The sequence below is a fragment of the Pseudogemmobacter humi genome (genome assembly GCF_900609055.1).
In the GTDB taxonomy this organism is placed as follows: Bacteria; Pseudomonadota; Alphaproteobacteria; order Rhodobacterales; family Rhodobacteraceae; genus Pseudogemmobacter; species Pseudogemmobacter humi.
The window spans coordinates 1-20,690 of record NZ_UXAW01000068.1 but is presented as its reverse complement, the minus strand read 5'-3'; the positions used below and the strand labels follow the sequence as shown (position 1 = coordinate 20,690).

The 20,690-nt window shown below is 66.1% G+C and carries 16 protein-coding genes and 1 pseudogene; 3 read left to right on the top strand and 14 right to left on the bottom strand.

The genetic code is table 11. The features are described from left to right. Positions 1-70: 70 nt before the first annotated feature. From XINFAN_RS10755 to XINFAN_RS10725, 7 genes are all read right to left on the bottom strand, one after another. Positions 71-1,321 (bottom strand): NAD(P)/FAD-dependent oxidoreductase, encoded by a 1,251-nt coding sequence (locus XINFAN_RS10755; protein WP_124086790.1) that lies wholly within the window; start codon positions 1,319-1,321, stop codon positions 71-73. Between the two features lie 72 nt (positions 1,322-1,393). Beyond that, on the bottom strand, positions 1,394-2,554 hold the full coding sequence (locus tag XINFAN_RS10750) for an iron-containing alcohol dehydrogenase (RefSeq protein WP_124086787.1): 1,161 nt from the start codon (positions 2,552-2,554) through the stop codon (positions 1,394-1,396). A 1-nt stretch (position 2,555) separates the two neighbouring features. After that, the gene (locus tag XINFAN_RS10745; protein WP_124086783.1) at positions 2,556-3,938 is read right to left on the bottom strand and encodes an aldehyde dehydrogenase family protein; all 1,383 of its coding nucleotides are present in this window, start codon (positions 3,936-3,938) and stop codon (positions 2,556-2,558) included. Between the two features lie 36 nt (positions 3,939-3,974). Then, the gene (locus tag XINFAN_RS10740; protein ID WP_124086779.1) at positions 3,975-5,342 is read right to left on the bottom strand and encodes a glutamine synthetase family protein; all 1,368 of its coding nucleotides are present in this window, start codon (positions 5,340-5,342) and stop codon (positions 3,975-3,977) included. A gap of 173 nt (positions 5,343-5,515) precedes the next feature. Next, positions 5,516-6,559 (bottom strand): TRAP transporter substrate-binding protein, encoded by a 1,044-nt coding sequence (locus XINFAN_RS10735; RefSeq protein WP_124086777.1) that lies wholly within the window; start codon positions 6,557-6,559, stop codon positions 5,516-5,518. A 39-nt stretch (positions 6,560-6,598) separates the two neighbouring features. Then, positions 6,599-7,945, bottom strand: a complete 1,347-nt coding sequence (locus XINFAN_RS10730) for a TRAP transporter large permease (protein WP_124086774.1) — start codon at positions 7,943-7,945, stop codon at positions 6,599-6,601. Further along, positions 7,945-8,451: a TRAP transporter small permease subunit gene (locus XINFAN_RS10725; protein WP_124086771.1), complete on the bottom strand. Its 507-nt coding sequence runs from the start codon at positions 8,449-8,451 to the stop codon at positions 7,945-7,947. The genes XINFAN_RS10730 and XINFAN_RS10725 overlap by 1 nt, the downstream gene beginning before the upstream one ends. A gap of 205 nt (positions 8,452-8,656) precedes the next feature. Between XINFAN_RS10725 and XINFAN_RS10720 the strand changes: the two genes are divergently transcribed. Beyond that, complete coding sequence (locus tag XINFAN_RS10720; protein ID WP_124086769.1) at positions 8,657-9,523, top strand: MurR/RpiR family transcriptional regulator; 867 nt, start codon at positions 8,657-8,659, stop codon at positions 9,521-9,523. Between the two features lie 139 nt (positions 9,524-9,662). Here XINFAN_RS10720 and XINFAN_RS10715 read toward each other — a convergent pair whose 3' ends face one another. The 6 genes from XINFAN_RS10715 to XINFAN_RS10690 are packed head-to-tail and all read right to left on the bottom strand — an operon-like array spanning position 9,663 to position 16,369. Next, complete coding sequence (locus tag XINFAN_RS10715; protein WP_124086766.1) at positions 9,663-10,589, bottom strand: 2-hydroxyacid dehydrogenase; 927 nt, start codon at positions 10,587-10,589, stop codon at positions 9,663-9,665. Positions 10,590-10,643: 54 nt separating this feature from the next. Beyond that, positions 10,644-11,783 (bottom strand): rod shape-determining protein RodA, encoded by a 1,140-nt coding sequence (gene rodA / locus XINFAN_RS10710; protein ID WP_124086763.1) that lies wholly within the window; start codon positions 11,781-11,783, stop codon positions 10,644-10,646. Positions 11,784-11,796: 13 nt separating this feature from the next. Beyond that, the gene (gene mrdA / locus XINFAN_RS10705) at positions 11,797-13,743 is read right to left on the bottom strand and encodes a penicillin-binding protein 2 (RefSeq protein WP_124086754.1); all 1,947 of its coding nucleotides are present in this window, start codon (positions 13,741-13,743) and stop codon (positions 11,797-11,799) included. Between the two features lie 15 nt (positions 13,744-13,758). Then, on the bottom strand, positions 13,759-14,298 hold the full coding sequence (locus XINFAN_RS10700; protein WP_124086751.1) for a rod shape-determining protein MreD: 540 nt from the start codon (positions 14,296-14,298) through the stop codon (positions 13,759-13,761). Then, on the bottom strand, positions 14,295-15,293 hold the full coding sequence (mreC, locus tag XINFAN_RS10695) for a rod shape-determining protein MreC (protein WP_124086749.1): 999 nt from the start codon (positions 15,291-15,293) through the stop codon (positions 14,295-14,297). The genes XINFAN_RS10700 and mreC overlap by 4 nt, the downstream gene beginning before the upstream one ends. Before the next feature lie 38 nt (positions 15,294-15,331). Then, positions 15,332-16,369 (bottom strand): rod shape-determining protein, encoded by a 1,038-nt coding sequence (locus tag XINFAN_RS10690; RefSeq protein WP_124086746.1) that lies wholly within the window; start codon positions 16,367-16,369, stop codon positions 15,332-15,334. A gap of 314 nt (positions 16,370-16,683) precedes the next feature. On the opposite strand from XINFAN_RS10690, the gene XINFAN_RS10685 reads away from it, so the two are divergent. Then, positions 16,684-17,436, top strand: a complete 753-nt coding sequence (locus XINFAN_RS10685) for a PGN_0703 family putative restriction endonuclease (protein WP_124086743.1) — start codon at positions 16,684-16,686, stop codon at positions 17,434-17,436. Between the two features lie 73 nt (positions 17,437-17,509). Here the strand turns inward: XINFAN_RS10685 and XINFAN_RS10680 are convergent, their stop codons facing one another. Continuing rightward, complete coding sequence (locus XINFAN_RS10680) at positions 17,510-19,087, bottom strand: 2-isopropylmalate synthase (protein ID WP_124086740.1); 1,578 nt, start codon at positions 19,085-19,087, stop codon at positions 17,510-17,512. Positions 19,088-19,898: 811 nt separating this feature from the next. Here XINFAN_RS10680 and XINFAN_RS10675 point away from each other — a divergent pair. After that, positions 19,899-20,590 (top strand): annotated as a pseudogene (locus XINFAN_RS10675) (IS3 family transposase); the annotation flags it as partial. Positions 20,591-20,690: the final 100 nt, after the last annotated feature.

Here is a 20,690-nt window from a genome sequence, read left to right as displayed (position 1 = left end):
GGAAGGCTGCGGCGAGCGGCGGGGGCTCGGCCGTGGGATTGCGCCCGTGGCCCGAGGGACAATGTGGCCGTCAGAACCGCGAGGGCAGGGTGGCGGCGATCTGCGGCCCCGGATCGCGGCCCGCGATCAGATCGGCGATCAGCCGGGCGGTGACCGGGGCCAGCGTCACGCCGATATGGCCGTGGCCGTAGGCGTGCAGCACCTCGGGCCCCCCGCGCGAGGGGCCGATCACCGGCAGGCTGTCGGGGATCGAGGGGCGAAAGCCCATCCATGTCCGGTCGGGCTCGGGCAGGTCGGGGTACACCGTCCGCGCGCCTTCGACCAGTTTCGCGATCCGGTGGGCCGAGGGCGGCAGAGTGAGCCCGCCAAGCTCCACCGTCCCCGCCACCCGCAGCCGCCCCGCCATCGGGCAGAGGTAGAAGCCGCGTTCGGTGACGCAGGATGGCCGGGTCAGCGGCGGGGTCTCCATGTCCCATTCGGCATGATAGCCGCGCTCGGTGTCGAGCGGGATGCGGTCGCCCGCCTGCTGCGCGAGGGCGCGGGAATGGGCGCCCGCCGCGATCACCACCCGGCGGGCATGCAGATGCAGCGCGGTGCCGTCGCTCATCCGCCCGTCGAGGGTGACGCCGCTGACCTGGCGCGCAAGCCGCCCGATCCGGCCCGGCAGCAGTTGCGCCCGGGGGGTGACCTGCGCGGCGATGGCCTGCATCATCAGGCCCGGATCGTTGAGAAAGATCGCCTCGGGAAAGAAGGCGGCGCCGGCATGGGGCGGCAGGCCCGGCTCCAGCGCGGCAAGCTGCGCGCCGTCGATCACCTCGACGCTGACGCCGAGCGCCCGGCGCCCCTCCATTTCGCGCTGCGCTGCCGCGACCTGGGCGGGGTGGCGGTAGATGTAGAGACAGCCGCGTGGCTGGACGATTCCGTCGGCCCCGGCGCGCTGCGCCAGATCCAGCCACATCGGCCCGGCATCGGCCAGAAGCGCGGCGATATGGGCGGCGTTGCGGGCCGCCGCCCCCGGCAGGCTCTGCCGCGCGAAACGCAAAAGCCAGGGCATCAGCGCGGGCAGCGCGGCGCGGCGGATCGCCAGCGGCGAATTGCGGTTGAACAGCAGCGAGGGCAGGTTCTTCAGCACATCCGGCGTGCCGACCGGAGCCACCGCGTAATCGGCGATGGTGCCCGCATTGCCGTAGGATGCGCCCATTCCGGGCGGCTCGGGGTCGATCAGAGTGACCTCGCGGCCCTCGGCCAGAAGGCGTTCGGCGATGGTCAGGCCGATCACTCCGGCCCCGATGACGGCGATTTCGGTCGAGAGGCGTTTCATGGGCTCGCTTGCACAGAACAGACAAACCCCGGCCCGCCTGGGCGGGTCCGGGGCGTCGGGTTTTACCTGATCTTACATGCAGGCCTGATAGAGCGCACGGGTATTCTCGCGCGTCATCCCGATCGGGTTGCCGCCGCAGGACGGATCTTCCAGCGCCATTTCGGTCATCTCGTCCAGCCGGGCCGGATCAACCCCCATGGCGGTCAGGTTCGCCGGGATCGCCAGTTCCGCGCGCAGTTCCATGATCCGGGCGCGGAAACCGTCGAAGCTGCCCTTGATGCCGAGATAAGCCGCCGCCGCGTCGATGCGGGATTCGATCGCCGGGCGGTTGAAGTCCAGCACCATCGGCATCACCACCGCATTGGTGGTGCCGTGATGGGTGTTGTAGATCGCCCCCACCGGATGCGACAGCGAATGGATCGCGCCGAGGCCCTTCTGGAACGCGACCGCGCCCATGGCGGCGGCCGACATCATATGGCCGCGGGCCATCAGGTTGTCGGGCTCACGGTAAACGACCGGCAGGTTCTCGAAGATCAGCCGCAGCCCTTCCAGTGCGATGCCTTGGCTCATCGGATGGTAGATCGGGCTGGAATAGGCCTCCAGACAATGTGCCAAAGCATCCATGCCGGTGCCGGCGGTGATGAACTTCGGCATTCCCACCGTCAGCGCGGGGTCGCAGATGGTCACGGCCGGCATCAGTTTCGGATGGAAGATGATCTTCTTCTTATGGGTCGCGGAATTGGTCAGCACGCCCGCGCGCCCGACCTCCGATCCGGTTCCGGCGGTGGTGGGCACCGCGACGATGGGGGCGATCTTCGTCCCATCGGCGCGGGTATACCAGTCGTCCACATCCTCCAGATCCCAGACCGACAGATCCGCGCGCTGATGCGCCATCAGGGCGATCATCTTGCCCAGATCCAGCGCCGAGCCGCCGCCGAAGCAGATCACCCCGTCATGGCCGCCCGCCTTGTAGACGGCGATGCCGTCGGCCATGTTCTTCTCGTTCGGGTTCGGATCGACCTCGGAGAACACCGCGCGACCGAGCCCCGCGGCCTCCAGCACGTCGAGCGCCTGGGCGGTGATCGGCAGCGCCGCCAGCGCCTTGTCGGTCACCAGAAGCGGCTTCTTCAGCCCCGCCTCTTTCGCGTGTTCTGCGAGTTCGCCGATCCGGCCGACGCCGAATTTGATCGCGGTCGGGTAGGACCAGTTCCGGTTGGGGACGCCATGCGTCATGTCACACCTTCTTGAGATGATAGGATTTCGGGCGGGTCACCGACAGATAACCCAGGTAAGACAGCGCGCCGCCGCGGCCGGTGTCCTTGCAGCCGGTCCAGCAGAGCGCGGGATCGAGGTAGTCGGCGCGGTTCATAAAGATCGTGCCGGTCTCGATCTGCGCGCCGATCCCGGCGGCGGTGTCGTAATCTTCGGTCCAGATCGAGGCGGTCAGGCCGTAAGGGCTGTCGTTCATCAGCCGGATCGCCTCTTCGTCCGAGGCGACCTTCATGATGCCGACCACCGGGCCGAAGCTTTCCTCGGTCATCACCGACATCGAATGATCGACATCCACCAGGATCTGCGGCGCGAGATAGGCGCCGCCATCGTCGGCGGGGAAAGCGGCCGGGTCGATCAGCGGCTTCGCGCCTTTGGCGACGGCCTCGGCGATCTGGTCGCGCACCACTTTGGCGAAGCGCACATTCGCCATCGGGCCGAGCGTGGTGGTCTCGTCGTTCGGATTGCCGAGCTTCAGCCCGTTCACCCAGGCGACCGCCTTTTCCACGAAAGCATCGTAGAGCGAGGCGTGGACATAGATCCGCTCGATCCCGCAGCAGCACTGGCCCGAGTTGAACATCGCGCCGTCCATCAGCGTATCGACCGCGGCGTCGAGATTGGCGTCGGCCCGGACATAGCCCGGATCCTTGCCGCCAAGCTCCAGCCCGAGCGGCGTGAACGTCCCCGCCGCGGCGCGCTCGATGGCGCGGCCGCCGTTGACCGAGCCGGTGAAGTTCACGAAATCGAAGGCGCGGCCTCTGATCAGCCCCTCGGTGGTGGCATGATCCAGCACCACGTTCTGGAACACGTCTTCGGGAATGCCCGCGGCGTGGAAGGCCTGCGCCAGCCGCTCGCCCGCGAGGAGCGTCTGGCTTGCGTGTTTCAGCACGATGGTATTGCCGGCGATCAGCCCGGGGATGATGGTGTTGATCGCGGTCAGGAACGGGTAGTTCCACGGCGCGATGACGAAGATCACGCCAAGCGCCTCACGCGCGAGGTAGCGGCGGAAGGCGCCGCTGTCTTCGACCACCTTCGGCGCCAGCGTCTCTTCGGCGATCGAGGCCATGTAATCGGCGCGGGCATTCACCCCGCCGAATTCGCCGCCGCCGAAGCGGATCGGGCGGCCCATCTGGGCGGCAAGCTCCGGGGCGATCTCGTCCTTCATTTCCGTCAGTTTCGCGACGCCCGCCTTCACCAGCGCGATACGCTCTGCCAGCGGCCTTGCGGCCCAGGCGGGTTGCGCGGCGCGGGCGCGGGCGACGGCGGCCTCGGCCGCCTCGGGGGCCAGTGGCTGGCGCTCGGCATAGACCGAGCCGTCCACCGGCGAGACAAGTTGAACAGGTTTCATCTTTTCACCTTTTGCTGCGGGCCGCGCCCGCCGTGATCACGCGCGCTCAAGCAGGCGCTGCAATTCGAAATCCGTCACCACCCGGTCGGTCTCTGCGATCTCCCATTCGGCGGCGTGATGGTAGTGATCGACCACCTCGTCGCCGAAGGCCTTGCGGTAACGGGCCGAGGCTTTCAGCGCCGCCGCCGCATCGCGCAGATTGTTCGGGATCTCGGGCAGGCCGCCCGCGGAATACATGTCGCCGGTGGTCTCGGGCGGCAGTTCCAGCTTCTGCTCGATCCCGTCCAGCCCCGCCGCCAGCAGCGCCGCGCAGGTCAGGTAGGGGTTCACGTCCGAGCCGGGGATGCGGCATTCCACCCGCACGCCTTTGGTGTGCTCGCCGCAGATGCGGAAGCCCGCGGTGCGGTTGTCCGAGGACCAGACCACTTTCGTCGGCGCGAACATCCCCACGGTGAAGCGCTTGTAGCTGTTGACGTAGGGCGCGAGGAAAACGGTCATCTCTTCGGCCGCCGCAAGCTGCCCGGCGACGAAATGCTTCATCAGCTGCGACATGCCTTTGGGGTCGGCTTCATCCACGAAGGCGGGCTTGCCGTCCAGCGTCCAGAGCGACTGATGCACATGCGCGGCCGATCCGGCCTTGCGGTGGTCATATTTGGCCATGAAGGTGACGGACTTGCCCTTGGCCCAGGCGATTTCCTTCACCGCCTGTTTGATGATCGAGTGGTTGTCGGCGGTATCCAGCGCGTCGGAATAGCGGTAGTTCACCTCGCCCTGGCCGGCATCGGCCTCGCCCTTGGTGTTCTCGACCGGGATCCCCGCGCCCCAGAGGTGGTTGCGCACATCGCGCATCACATCTTCCTCTTTGGTGGTCTGGAAGATGTGATAATCCTCGTTATAGGCCGAGGCGGGCCTGAGCTTGCCGAAACCGTCGTCGCGCAGGCTCTCGTAGCTGTTCTCGAACAGGTAGAATTCGAGTTCGGTCGCCATCATCGGCTCGAACCCCATGGCTCGGGCGCGCAGGACCTGTTTCTTCAGGATCGCGCGGGGGCTGATCGCGATTTCCTCATGGGTGTGATGGTCGAGCAGGTCGCACATCACCATGGCGGTCGCCGGCAGCCAGGGCAGGCGGCGCAGCGTCGAGAGGTCGGGCTTCATGACGTAATCGCCATAGCCCTGCGACCAGCCGGCCGAGCGGTAGCCCGGGACGGTCACCATCTCCATGTCGAGGGCGAGCAGGTAATTGCAGCAATGCGTCTCCTCATAGCCGCCGTTCAGGAAGAATCCGGCGTGGAAACGCTTGCCCATCAGGCGGCCCTGCATGTCCGGGGCGACCACCAGAACGGTGTCGATCTCGCCGGAGTCAAAAGCGGCCCTGAGGGTGTCGAGTGTAAGATTCGCAGGCATTTGCGGCCTCTGTCTGTCGTGAAAGGGAATGAAACCGGGTGTCAGATGCGGCGGGACGCGGGTTCGGCGCCGCCGAACTCGGGTTTTCTGGGCCAGCAGTCAGCCGCGTGGATCATTCCTTCATCCTCCCGTGGTCGCGGGGGCGGGATATGTCCCCGCCCCCGCCGATGGGGTCAGCCGTAACGATAGGGACGGCCCGATTTTGCCATCACATCGTTGTATTTCTTGAAGATCTCGACGACCTTGGCCTTGGTCTCGGATTCCGCCGCGATCTCGTCCCAGAAGGTGCGGGCGGCGGCCTCGACGGTGGCCCATTCCTCGTCGGGGATCGAGGTCAGCTCCAGCTTCGGCCCGTTGACGCGCAGATCGGCCTCGCCGCCCCAGTACCACCACTGGCGGTAGTAATGCGACTGCTCGAAACAGACCTCCATCAGCGCCTGAAGATGTTCGGGCACCTCGTTCCAGCGGTCCTGGTTGGCGAAGAAATGGCCGATCCAGGCGCCCGAGATGTTGTTCGTCAGGAAGTATTTCGTCACATCGGCCCAGCCCACCGTGTAATCCTCGGTGATGCCGGACCAGGCGATGCCGTCGAGCTCGCCGGTTTGCAGCGCGACCTGGATGTCTTCCCACGGCAGCTGCACCGGCACCACGCCGAACTGGGCGAGGAAGCGGCCCGCGGTCGGGAAGGTGAAGACGCGCTTGCCTTCCAGATCCTTGAGGCTGTTGATCGGATCCTTGGTGGCGAAATGGCAGGGATCCCAGGCCCCGGCCGAGATGTGCCGGACGCCGGCCTTGGCGTATTCCTCTTCCCAGATCTGCTTCAGCCCATACTGGTTGAACAGCACCGGCACGTCCAGGCTGTAGCGGCTGGCGAAGGGGAAATAGCCGCCGAAGACGGTGACTTCGGTCGGCGACTGCATGGAATCGTCATCCGACTGCACCGCATCGATGGTGCCCGACTGCATGGCGCGGAACAGCTCCGAGGTCGGAACCAGCTGGTCGGCGTAATAGAGTTCGATCTCCATCTGCCCGGCGGCGATCTTGTTGAACAGCTCGATGGCGGGCTTGCAGACATGCTCGCCGAGGGCGGCCCCGGCATAGGTCTGCATCCGCCATCTGATCGGCGCGGCCTGCGCACGCACGGCGGGGGCAGCAAGAGCGGCGGCCCCGGCGGCCAGAGCGCCGGTGCTGAGGAATTTCCGTCTGGACGTCGTCATTGTTACCTCCGTTGGTTGGGTTTCGGGGCTGATCCCCGGCTATTGTCCGTAAACCTGATGTGGCAGCCAGAGCGCGATTTCGGGGAAGAGGATGATGACCGCGAGGGTCAGCAGCATGATCCCGGTGATCGGCACGATCGAGCGGTAGATGTCACCCAGGCTGACCTGATCCGGCGCCATGGCGCGCATCAGGAACAGGTTATAGCCGAAGGGCGGCGTGATATAGGCGACCTGGCAGGTGATGGTGTAAAGCACGCCATACCAGATCAGAACATCGCCCGGCGGCATCCCCAGATCCAGCTTGGCGACCAGCGGAATATACAGCGGCGCCACGATCACCAGCATGGCGGTGTCGTCGAGGAACATCCCCATCACCAGGAACGAGACCTGCATCAGGATCAGGATCGTCCAGGGGCCGAGGCCCAGGTCTTCCAGGAAGAAGCTCTCGATGGCCCTGACCGCGCCCAGCCCGTCGAACACCGCGCCGAAGGCCAGCGCCGCCAGCAGGATCCACATGAACATGCAGGACACGCCAAGGGTGTTGACGACGCAGGTCTCCCAGACCTGTTTCGTCAGCCGGCGCTTGGCGATGGCGACGAAGGTCGCGATGGTGGCGCCGATCACCGAGCTTTCGACAAGGCTGACATAGCCCAGCACGAAAGGCCCCATCATCGAGGCGAAGATCACCACCGGCAGGACGCCCGCGCGGAGCAGGCGGATGCGCTCGGACCAGGTGATGGTGGCCAGTTCCTCGCGCGAAAGCGGCGGGCCCATCTTCGGGTTCAGCCCGCAGCGGATCACCACATAAAGCAGGAAGAACCCCGCCATCAGAAGGCCCGGGAACACACCCGCGAGCCAGAGCTGCCCGACCGGCTGGCGCGCGATCATCGCGTAAAGCACCAGAACGATCGAGGGCGGCACCAGGATGCCCAGCGATGAGCCGCCCTGGATGATCCCGGTCACCATCCTTTTGTCGTAGCCGCGTTTCAGAAGCTCGGGCAGGGCGATGGTGGCGCCGATGGCAAGGCCCGCCACCGACAGCCCGTTCATCGCCGAGACCAGCACCATCAGAAGGATCGTCCCGATGGCCAGCCCGCCCGGGATCGGGCCGAACCAGACGTGGAACATGCGGTAAAGATCGTCGGCAAGCCGGGTCTCGGACATGACGTAACCCATCCAGACGAACATCGGCAGGGTCAGCATCGGATACCAGTTCATCAGCTTGATCGCGCTGGTGAAGGCGATGTCGTAGCCGCCCCGGTCGCCCCAGAGCGCGATGGCCGCCACAACGGCGACGAAGCCGATCCCGGCAAAGACCCGCTGCCCGGACAACAGCATGGCCATCATGCCCATGAACATGACGATGGCGATATATTCGTAGGGCATCAGATGCGCTCCCCGCGCAGCGTGGCAATGTCGCGGATCAGGAAGCAGACGGATTGCAAGAGCATCAGGAACACGCCGGTGCAGATCACGATCTTGATCGGCGCCATATAGGGCCGCCAGACCGTGCGCGAGCGCTCACCCACCTCGAATGCGTAGGCCGTGCTCTCGATTCCGCCCCAGAGGATGGTGGCCAGAAAGAAGATCAGCGCGAAGATGGTGACGATATCGACCGCGGCCTGGGTCTTCGGCGACCAGCGGCCGTAAAGCAGATCCATCCGCACATTGGCGCCCAGGATCAGCGAATAGGCGCCCCCCAGCACGAAATAGCCCACCATGGTGAACTGGGCCATCTCCTGGGTCCAGAGCGCCGGGCGGAAGAAGGCCTTCGAGATCACCGACCACATCAGCACCGCAGCCAGCACGAAGATCAGATACATCGCAATCCGGCCGACGCGGTAATTCACCGCCTCGGTGATGCGGACGAACATCACAAGGAAACGCGGCATGTCTCAGCCCTGCCGCCGGCCAGAACGCAAACCGCGGCGCAGCCTCGCGCAGAATGCGAAACCCATGGTGCTCATGATTGAGTCGTCTCCCTGTTTTGGCCAGCCTCATCCGGCGCCATGACCTCTGTCAAGAATATTCCGGCACTTGATTTATTGTTACATTTGTTTCTGCATGGGCGAAGGGAATCGGCGGGGGACGCGGGCCATGGCCATCGAGGAAAAGATGCGCGATGCCATGCCCGGGCTGACCCGGGCCGAGCGTCAGGCGGCCGCGCATATCCTGTCGCATTTTCCGATGTCGGCACTTGGCCCGATCACGGCGCTGGCGCGGGCGGCGGATGTGTCCTCACCCACGATCATGCGGCTGGTGCAGAAACTGGGCTTCCGCGGCTGGTCGGATTACCAGGCCGCGCTCAAGGCCGAGGTCGGGCGGCTGCTGGTGGCGCCGCTCTCGCTGGCCGAGGGCGCGCGCGAGCCTCTCGCGCATCCGCTTCAGGATTACGCGGCCCAGGTGGTGGCCAATATCGGGGCGACGCTGAACCTGATCCCGGCGCAGGATTTCAACGGCGCGGCGCTGGCGCTGGCCGATCCCGCGCGCAGGATCGCGGTGATGGGCGGGCGGCTGACCCATGCGCTCGCGGATTACATGGCGACGCTTCTGCGGGTGATCCGGCCCGATGTGACCTGGATCGCCGATCACCTGACCGACTGGCAGCAGGCGCTGCTGGATCTGGCCGCGGGCGATGTGGTGGTGATCTTCGACATCCGCCGCTACGAATCGAACGCGGTCCAGTTCGCCGAATTCGCCAGCGCCCAGGGCGCCGAGGTGGTGCTGATCACCGACCGCTGGCTCTCGCCCGCCGCCGCCCATGCGCGCCATACTTTGCCCTGCCATATCGAAATGCCCGCCGCCTGGGATTCCACCGCGACGCTGCTGATGGTGGTCGAGGCGCTGCTCGCCCGCGTCCAGAGCCATCTGCCCGATCAGGTCCAGGAAAGGCTGAACCGGCTTGAGGATTACTTCGGCCGCACCCGCGTCTTCCGCGCGCCGAAAGTCGGCGCCCCGCGCTGATCCGCCGTTTCATCCTGACCCGGATACTTCCGCCGAAGGCCTCGCCCGCCGGCTCACAGGCGCCCGGGCCGGAATCCTGCCCCGCCAAAGCCCCTTTCATCCTGACCGAAATACCCCCGCCGGAGGCTCCCGCAGGCGGTCAGTAGCCGCGCGCCCGGTCCACCAGATACAAAAGCGGCTCTCCGGCCTCGCTGCGGCGGATGTTTTCCGCGATCACGGTCGAGGCGGTGGGCGCGCGGGTGTCGGCGGCGACATGGGGGGTGATCGTCACCCCGGGATGCGCCTGGAACGGGTGATCCTGCGGCAGCGGCTCGGTGCGGAACACGTCGAGCGTGGCATGGCCGACACGGCCCGCATCCAGCGCCGCCAGCAAAGCCCCGTCGTCGATCAGCGGCCCGCGGCCGGGGTTGATGACCACCGCGCCCGCGGGCAGCCAGGCCAGGCTTTCCGCGTTCAGGATGTTCTCTGTCTCCGGCGTGCGCGGCAGCAAAGTCACCACGATCTGCGCCGCGCTCAGCACCTCGCGCAGCCCGTCCCGGCCATGGAAGGTCTCAAGCCCGTCGATGGCTTTCGCGCTGCGGCTCCATCCCTGCACCGGGAAGTTCAGCGCCTGGAGCGCGCGGGCGCAGGCAAGGCCCAGTTCCCCCAGCCCCAGCATCGCCACCGGGCGCTGGCGGGCCAGCGGCGGCGGGGTGGGATCCCAGATCCGGCCCGGATTGACGATATGGCGGTCCATCCCCAGGTGGTGGCGCAGCACATGGCCGGTGACATATTCCACCATGCTCTCCGACAGGCCCGGATCGACCATCCGGCACAAAGGCTGGGTCAGGCTCTGGTTGCTCACGATCTTCTCGACCCCGGCCCAGAGCGACAGCACCGCCTTCGCCCGGGTGAAGGGGCGGAAATCGGCAAGCGGCCCGCTGGGCGCATAGACGATATAGTCGATCAGCGCCGGATCGGGGGCTTCCAGCAGGATTTCCGCCCGGATCCCGGCCGCGGTCAGCGCGGCGGGAAGCCAGGGTTCATATTCGGACCAGGTCGGGGCGGCGAAGTAAATGCGGATCATGGCCGCGAGACTGCGCCAGCCGCGCCGCGCTGTCCAGAGCGTCAGCCCAAAGTCTCAGCGCGGCCGGTGGACATGGGCGCTCTGCATCAGCCCGAAGCCCACAAGGATCACCAGCATCGCCGAGCCGCCATAGCTGAGCAGCGGCAGCGGCACGCCCACCACCGGCGCCATCCCCATCACCATCGACAGGTTGACCGCGAGGTAGAAGAAGAAATTCGCCGCCACCCCGATGATCAGCAAAGACGAGAAGCGATCCTTGTTTTGCAGCGCCGAGACCATGCAGAAACCGATGATCAGCGCGTAAAGGATCAAAAGCGAGAACGCGCCGACGAAGCCGAATTCTTCTGCCAGCGTCGAGAAGATGAAGTCGGTCTGTTTCTCGGGCAGGTAGTTCAGCCGGCTTTGCGTGCCCTGCATGAACCCCTTGCCGGACCAGCCGCCCGAGCCGAGCGCGATCTTGGCCTGGATAATGTTGTAGCCCGCACCAAGCGGATCGGCGTCGGGATCGAGGAAAGTGTCGATCCGGCGGAACTGGTAGTCGTGCAACAGCTGCCAGGTCGTGCCGCGGCTCTGGAACACCGTCACCACCGCGCCCACCGTCAGCCCGGCCACCGCGCCGAAATACCAAAGGCTCACCCCGGCCGCGAACATCACCGCCGCCCCGGCCATCAACAGCATCAGCGAGGTGCCGAGGTTCGGCTGCATCAGCACCAGCACCGTCGGCACCACCGTCAGCACCACCGGGATCAGCACCCACAGGGGCCGCGAGACCTTTTTGATGTCGAGCCAGTCGTAATAGGCCGCCAGCATCATCACAAGGCTGAATTTCATCATCTCGGAGGGTTGCAGTCGCAGCGGACCGATGTCGATCCAGCGCTGCGCACCCATGCCGACCACGCCGTAGAACTCGACCACGATCAGCAGCAGGAACGAGATCAGATAAGAGATCCCCGCCATCGAGCGCCAGAACCAGACCGGCACCATGGCAACGATGAACATCAGGACAAGGCCGGCGCCGAAGACCTGGGCCTGGCGCTTCGCCCAAAGGTCGAAATCGCCGCCCGAGATCGAATAGAGCATCAATATGCCCACCGCGCTGACCGCGGTGATCAGCACCACGATGGGCCAGTTGATATACAACACCTTGCGGATGCCGGTGGGGACCTGTTTCAGCCGGTTCTCGAAAAAGGCCATCGCTTGCGCCCCCTCAGGCCTGATCGCTGTCTTCGAGCGCGCCGGTCTCGGGGTCGCGCAGCGGCAGCTCTTCCAGCATGGTCTCGATCCGGCCCCTCTGCGCCGAAGGATAGGCCGACAGCGGCGGACGCCCGCCCGCCAGCGCCGCAAGGATCACGTCGCGCGCGATCGGCGCTGCCGCGGTCGAGCCGCCGCCGCCGTGTTCCACCACCACCGAAACCGCATAGCGCGGGTTGTCGTAGGGCGCATAGCCGACGAAAAGCGCATGGTCGCGCCGGTTCCAGGGCAGCTGATCGTTCGAGATCACGCCGCGCGCGCGCTCGGCGGCGGTGATGTTCCTGACCTGGCTGGTGCCGGTCTTGCCGGCGAAAACCATGGTCGGCTCGACCACGCGCGAGCCGCGCGCGGTGCCGCGTTCGGAATTGATCACGTCATACATGCCCTGGCGCATGGCCTGGAGAAAGCGCTCCTCGATCCCGAGCGGCGCCGCCTCGGCCACCGGCTGCTCCTTGCCGTCGATCATCCGCACGAGGCGCGGCGAGACCGAGCGCCCCGAGGCGATGCGCGCCGTCATCACCGCAAGTTGCAAGGGCGAGGCCAGCACATAGCCCTGGCCGATCGAGGCGTTGATCGTATCGCCGATCCGCCAGTCCTGCTTGTAGCGTTCCTGCTTCCAGGCGCGGTCGGGCATGATGCCGTCGGTGATCGCCGACATCGGCAATTCGTGGCGCACGCCGAGGCCCAGCTTGCGGCCCATCTCGGCCATCTTGTCGATGCCCACCTTCTGCGCCACGTCGTAATAGAACACGTCGCAGCTTTTCTCCAGGCTCTGGGTCAGGCCGACCTGGCCATGGCCGCCGCGGGAATGGCAGTGGAAGCGGCGGCCGCCGAATTCCAGATAGCCGGGGCAGCGCACGCGGTAGCCCACGTCGATGGCGCCCGCCTCCAGCGCCGCGAGGGCGGTGACCATCTTGAAGGTCGAGCCCGGCGGATAGGCGCCCGAGACGGTCTTGTTCGCCAGCGGCCGGTGATCGTTGCCGGTCAGCGACGCGTAATCGCTGTGGCTGATGCCGCGCACGAAGAGGTTGGGATTGAACGACGGCGCCGAGGCGCAGCACAGAAGATCGCCGTTCGTCACATCCATGACCACCACGGCGGCGCTTTCCTCGCCCAGCCGGGCCTGGGCGAAATTTTGCAGATCGGCGTCGATGGTCAGGCGGATGTCGCCGCCCGGCGTGCCCTCCTGGCGCTCCAGCTCGCGCATGACGCGGCCGACGGCGTTGACCTCGATCTTCTTGGTGCCGGCGGTGCCGCGCAGCACGCCCTCCATCCAGCGCTCGGTGCCGATCTTGCCGATCTGGAACTTGGGCAGCCGCAGCACCGGATCGGGGTTCTCCAGCTCGTCGAGATCCTTTTGCGACACCGCGCCGACATAGCCCACCACATGGGCGAAATCGTAGCCGCGCGGATAGATCCGGGACAGGCCGACCTCGGGCACCACGCCCGGCAGCGCCGGGGCATTGATCGCCACCTTGGAAAAGTCCTGCCAGCTGAGCCGGTCCTTGACGATCACCGGAACGAAGGCGGAATTGCGCTTCACCTCTTCCAGCGTCGAATCCAGCTCCTCGGCCGTCATCGGGATCAGCCCGGCCAGACGGTGCAGCACCAGATCGACATCGCCCGCATCCTCGCGGGTGATGACCACGCGGTAGTTCTGTTCGTTCCCCGCGATCAGCTTGCCATTGCGGTCCTGGATCAGCCCGCGCATCGGCGGAATCAGCCGGATATTGACGCGGTTCTCCTCGGCCAGCAGCTTGAATTCCTCGGCCTGATCGACCTGGAGATAGCGCATGCGCACCCCAAGCGCGGCGACCATCGCCGTCATGGCGCCGCCCATCATCAGCCCGCGGCGGGTGATGGTGCGGGCGCTGTCCTCGGTGTCTTTCTGCGTGCGTCTCATGTCATGGGTTCCACGTCAGAGCCGGCGGCCGAAATCGTCCACCTCGCCGGTGGCGGGCTTCCTGAGATCGAAGGCGAGGCGCGACAGCCCCACCACCACCGGATAGGCAAGGATCGACCACAGGACCTGGACCACGGCGAAGCCGAAGGGCGGCAGCGGGATCAGCGTCAGGCTAAAGGCAAGCCGCCAGCTCAGCAACATCGCGATCATCAGCCCCGAGGCCAGCAGCCATTCCACGGCGAAATTCAGCTCGCGCGTCAGCGCGATGCGCGAGCGCAGGAACTCGGTCGCAAGGATCACCAGCGCCGTCCACAACCCCGGCGGGCGCAAGAGGATCAGATCCTCGACCAGCACGACCCCCGCGATCAGCCAGACCGGCAGGAAATCGGGGCGGCGCATGATCCAGGCGAACATCAGGCAGATCAGCAGATCCGGCCCCGGAAACGCCCCCGCGGTGCTTCCCAAAGGCAGCAGTTTCAGAAACAGCAGCAAAAGCGCGAGGCCGAGGAACAACAGCCGGTAGCCCCAGGGATCGGCGCGCATCCACTCGCTCATGGCGCGGCCACGCCGTTGGGGCTGTCGCCGCTTTCGGCCGCGCCCGAGCCGGTCTCGGTCACATCCCCGGCTCCGGTGGCGGGCTGCGAGGCGGCCTGGCCCTCGCCGTCGACTTCGGCCACCGGGACCGAGGGCAGGGGCGGCGCCACCAGGCTGCCGGGATCGCGGATCGGCTCCAGCTCGTGGCTGCGCAGCACGCGCAGGAACTCCAGCCGCTGGTAATCGGCGGCCAGCACCACCCGCAGCCGCCGGTCGCTGCCCATCGCGACCTGGCCGACCAGCAGCCCGGCCGGGAACACGCCCCCGTCGCCCGAAGTCACCACCCGGTCGCCGGGGCGCACCTCTTCGGTCGATTCGATGAAATCCAGCAGCGGCAGCGAGGAATTGTCGCCCGAGAGAAGCGCCTTCTGCCCCGAGGGCTGGATCGTCACCGGGATGCGCGACGAGGTGTCTGTCACCAGGATCACCCGCGCGGTGCGGTTCCCCACCCCCGAGATGCGCCCGACAAGGCCGATTCCGTCCATCGTCGCCCAGCCGTCGCGGATGCCGTCGCGCGCGCCCACGTTCAAAAGAACCGACTGGCGGAACGGGCTGCCGCTGTCCGCCAGCACCACCCCGGTCACATGGGTCAGCTTCGGGTCCAGCCGGACGTGGTTCAGATCTAACAGACGCGCGTTCTTCTGCTCCAGTTGCAGCGCGACCTCTTTCCAGGCCTTCATCTGCTGCAACTCGCGTTTCAGCTCCTGGTTCTGCTCATAGATCCGGGTGTAGGACTGGAAGTTCTCGACCATGCCCATGACCCGCGTCACCGGCATCAGCGCCCATTCCAGATTGGGCACCACCGCATCGACCAGGGCGGCGCGGAACCGTTCGACCCGCGGGCTGTCGATGCGCCACAGCACGAAGAGGCCGAGCAGCGCCACGACCAGAAGCCCGACCAGCAGACGCCGGATCGGGCGGGAATATTCCTCTGGTCCGGTCTTGGTCCTGGACACGTGCGCCTCGGGGTAATGCGATCCGGCAGCCGGAAGGATCAGCTGTCGTAATCAATCACATGCCGGAGTTGCTTTTCATATTCCAGCGATTTGCCGGTGCCCAGAGCAACACAATTCAGCGATTCATTGGCGACCGAGATCGAAAGCCCGGTCTGTTCGCGCAAACTCAGGTCCAGATCGCCCAGAAGCGCGCCGCCCCCGGTCAGCATGACGCCGCGGTCCACGATGTCCGCCGCCAGATCGGGCGGCGTGGCTTCCAGCGCCTGCATCACCGCGTCGCAGATCTGCTGCACCGGCTCGGCCAGGGCCTCGGCGACCTGGGCCTGGCTGATCTCGGTTTCCTTCGGCACCCCGTTCAGCAGGTCGCGGCCCCGGATCGTCATCACCGCGCCGCGGCCGTCGTCGGGCATCCGCGCAGTGCCGATCGAGGTCTTGATCCGCTCGGCGGTGGATTCGCCGATCAGAAGGTTCTGATGGCGGCGCAGATAGGCGATGATCGCCTCATCCATCCGGTCGCCGCCGACCCGCACCGAACGGGCGTAAACGATGTCGCCGAGCGAGAGCACCGCCACTTCGGTGGTGCCGCCGCCGATGTCGACGACCATCGAGCCGGTCGGTTCGGTGATCGGCATCCCGGCACCGATGGCGGCCGCGATCGGCTCCGACAGAAGGCCCGCGCGCCGCGCCCCGGCTTGCAGCACCGAATTGCGGATCGCGCGTTTCTCAACCGGCGTCGCGCCATGCGGCACGCAGACGATGATCTTCGGCTTCGAGAAGGTCGTGCGTTTGTGCACCTTGCGGATGAAATGCTTGATCATCTCTTCCGCCGCCTCGAAATCGGCGATCACCCCGTCGCGCATCGGCCGGATCGCCTCGATGCTGCCCGGGGTGCGGCCCAGCATGAGCTTGGCGTCCTCGCCCACGGCCAGCACCTGCTTCTTGCCGTCCTTGTTGTGATAGGCCACGACCGAGGGCTCGTTCAGCACGATGCCCTTGCCACGGATATAGACAAGCGTGTTGGCGGTCCCGAGGTCGATGGCCATGTCCGACGAGAAAAGTCCGGGGATGAGCGACATTCGGGGCACGTCCTTCATATGGGCTGGCGGCCGGCGGGCGGACACGAGCGGATAAGCCCGCGACTCAGAGGCGGCTCTGGCGGGCGCTTTCATATAAGGATCTGGGGAATTTTGTGAAAGCCCGGCGCGGGGGCGCCTGCACAATTCTGCGTGCGCGGCGGATGGATTCCCTTTTGCAATATTTTGGTGCCGGAAGAGGCGCCATTTCGTCCGTGGGTTGTCATAATACAACATCCGGCCCCGCGCTGCGGCATTTACAGCCCCCGCCGGCTGCTGATAGCCCGGTGCACGACCCGCTGCAACGAGAGGCGCGCATGGATTTTCTGCCCACAGGCTTCCTGCCCGGCGTGCCCGAAGAGCGCGTCCTGACCTGCCTGCGCCGCGCGCCCGGCAACGAACTGGCCCCGGGGAAATTCGACAGCCCCGAGTCGTCAGCGGCGCTGGCGTCCAATGCTTTCGGCTGGTTTCTCGACCGGCCCGGGCTGCTCGCGCCGCTGCCCGGCGTGCCGATGGGCCGCCCCGAAGGGGTGGAGATCGAGGCCGAGATGCGCTTCCCCTGGCGTGGCGGCAAACACCCCCGGTTCGATGCCGCGATCACCACGGCGACGACGCTGGTCGGGGTGGAATCGAAACGATACGAGCCGTTCCGGCCGCAGAAGGCCGCCGATTTCTCGCTGGCCTATGACCGCGACTGGCGCGAGGGGCTGGCGCGCTACACCGCTTTGCGCCGAGATCTGGCAGCGGGCCGCAAGGCGTTCCGCACGCTGGGCGCCGCGGAGCTGATCAGACAGGCCTACGGCCTTGCGACCCAGGGCGCGCGGCAGGGCAGGGGGGCGGTGCTGGTTTACCTTTACGCCGAGCCGGAACGCTGGGCCTCGGGCAAGCCGCTCGACCCGGCGGCGGTGGCGCTGCACCGGAAGGAACTGGCAGAGTTCGCCGGGCTGGTGCGCGGCGATCTGGTCAGCTTCATGCCGCTGACCTGGCGCGATCTGCTGGCGCAATGGGCCGCGACCCCCGCGACCGCCGCCCATGCCGGGGCGCTGCTGGCGCGGTTCGGGCCGCTGTGAAAGCGGCGGCGGGCGAACCCGCCGCAGTTTGGGAAGAAGGGCGGCGACGGGGCGAACCCGCCGCCGGCTGCGCTCAGGGCGCGTCGGTGTAATTGACCGATTTCACGTCGGCATCCGGCGCCGATTTGGTGCGCCGCACGATCAGCCGGTTCAGCGCGTTGATATAGGCGCGCGTCGAGGCGACGATGGTGTCGGTGTCGGCCGCGGTGCCGGTGACGATGCGCCCGTCCTCCTCCAGCCGCACCGAGACCGTCGCCTGGGCGTCGGTGCCCTCGGTCACCGCATGGACCTGATAGACCTGGAGCCGCGCTTTATGCGGGAACAGCATCTTGACGCACATGAAGGCCGCATCGACCGGACCGTCGCCGGTGGCGTCGATATGGTGATCCTCGCCGCCGATGGTCAGGATCATATCGGCCTCTTGCGGGCCTTCGGTGCCGCAGATCACCCGCAGTTTCTTCAGTTGCAGATGCTCATGCGCGTCGTTGGTCTGCTCGTCGGCGACCAGCGCGATCAGGTCGTCGTCGTAGACCTCTTTCTTGCGGTCGGCCAGCGCCTTGAACCGCACGAAAACGTCGTTGAGCTGGTTGTCGGCCAGGTCGAAGCCCAGTTCCCTCAGCTTGGCGCGCAAGGCGGCGCGGCCCGAGTGCTTGCCCATGGCGATGTTCTTGACCGTCAGTCCGATATGTTCGGGCTTCATGATCTCGAAGGTTTCCACGTTCTTCAGCACGCCGTCCTGGTGGATGCCCGACTCATGCACGAAGGCGTTCTTGCCGACGATGGCCTTGTTGGGCTGCACCACGAAGCCCGAGACGGTCGAGACCCGGCGGCTCAGATGCATGATCTTCGTCGTGTCGATGCCGGTGCGGAATGGCAGGATGTCGTTGCGCACGCGCAAGGCCATCACCACCTCTTCCAGCGCGGTATTGCCGGCACGTTCGCCGAGGCCGTTGATCGTGCATTCGATCTGCCGCGCGCCCGCCTCGACCGCGGCGAGGCTGTTCGCCGTCGCCATGCCCAGATCGTTGTGGCAATGGGTGGCGAAGGTGATGGTGTCGGCGCCCGGCACCCGCTCCAGCAGCATGCGGATGATCTTCGCCGATTCCATCGGATAGGTGTAGCCGACGGTATCGGGGATATTGATCGTGGTGGCGCCCGCTTTGATGGCGATTTCCACCACGCGGCAGAGGTAATCTGCTTCCGTCCGCGTCGCATCCATCGGCGACCACTGGATGTTGTCGCACAGATTGCGGGCATGGGTCACGGTGTCGTGGATGCGTTCCGCCATCTGGTCCATATCCAGATTGGGGATCGCCCGATGCAGCGGCGAAGTGCCGATGAAAGTGTGGATCCGCGGCGATTTCGCGTGTTTCACCGCCTCCCACGCCCGGTCGATATCCTTGTAATTCGCGCGGGCGAGGCCGCAGATCGTGGAATTCCGCGCGCGTTTGGCGATTTCTGACACCGCGGCGAAATCGCCCTCGCTGGCGATCGGAAAGCCCGCCTCGATGATGTCGACGCCCATCTCGTCCAGGAGGCCGGCGATCTCCAGCTTCTCTTCATGCGTCATGGTGGCGCCGGGCGATTGCTCGCCGTCGCGGAGCGTGGTGTCGAAAATCAGAACGCGGGGTTGCTGGTCATTCTGTGCCATGGGGCGGGGTCCTTCGTCTCTCGATGTCTCAGCCGGTCTTGCGGGTCCGGGCGCTGGTCACATCTGAGCGGTCGCGCCCGCAGGCCCGCTCAGCGGAGGCTGAGAAGGAGAAGGCCGCGGCGGGGGGCGGCATGGCGGCCCCCACGGCTGGCGGCGATGATCTGCGGTTCGCTGGTCATGACTTTGGGTTACACGAAGCGCGGGGGCGAAGAAAAGCGGTTTTTGCACGGGCGTGGCGGTTTCCCCCTGTTCTGCCCGCGCCAGGCTGCACCTGTGCATGGGCGGGATGCAGCGCCGGGCCGATGAAACCAGCGATCAGCGCGATTTTTTCCATCCGCGAGCGGTCCGGCGCGGCGGGTGGGCGCGGCGAAACCCGCGCCCCAGGCGGCGCATGACGGGCGGGCCAGAGCGCGCTGACGATAGCCATCGGGCCTGAACCGATGGCGCCGCAATAGCTTCGACCCCCAATACCTGTTGCGCAGTCGCGAAGCGGAACCGCCACCTCACCGGCCCCAGGCCTGCCCCATGAACCGGGGGAGCCGGTGCCGACTGCGCCCGCGAGGCCCGGCTCGCGGAGGGCCGGCGGATGGATCGTGCTGACATCATGGCCACAATGGGCTAGCCGAAGCGCCACGGCATGCGCGCCTCCCCCGCCCGCATTTGCCGAACCCGACCCGCAGAAGTGGCTGCGGAAATCTGAACAGCCTTTGTAAGTGGATTTTCCGAGGGACGGCGGCATGATGCTGCGAGCGAGGAGAAGACCATTTGAAGACGACCGCGCCGGAACCGCAGGCCGGCATTCAAGGCAAAGGTGGCGGTAGCCGCGATCAAGGGCACGAAGACCCTTATCGAGTTGGCGCAGGATTTTGACGTGCATCCGAACCAGATCAACTGGTGGCGCGACCAACTGCTTGAGGGTGCGACCGGGGTGTTCGGCGAAGCCCCGAAAGCGGAGCCTGAGCCGATCCCCGACGTGAAGCCCCTGCATGCGAAGATCGGAGACCGAAGCCTTTGGCGCCATTGGTTCGAGCCAATGGCTGAGGCGCTGGAGAACGATTTTTTGTCCGGTGAGCTCGGAAAGGCGGGTCTGTTGCCGAGCGCGAGAAGATGATCGAGCCCACTGCGAAGCTCAGCGTCAGCCGTCAGGCCATCGTGTCAGGGATCAGCCGGGGCAGCGTCTATTACAAGCCACGCCCGGTGTCGCATGCCGATCTGAATCTGCTGCACCGGATCGACAAGCTGCATATGGAGTTCCCCTTCGCCGGCAGCCGGATGCTGCAAGGGCTGTTGGTTCAGGAAGGTGTCAAGCTGGGGCGGTTGCATCTTGCCACGCTGATGAAGCGCATGGGCATCGAGGCCCTCTGTCGCCGACCGCATACGTCGAAACCGGCACCGGGGCACAAGATCTGTCCCTATCTGCTGAGAAAGCTGCCTGTCACCCGGCTCAATCAGGTCTGGGCGATGGACATCACCTGCATTCCAATGGCGCGCGGCTTCATCTATCGGCTTTATTGCACGAATCGTGCTGGATTCATCTTATGAATCCAGCGTGGTAGCTGTGCTGCATGAGTAACCCCCCGCCGCCCGTCTGCAAGACCAGGAA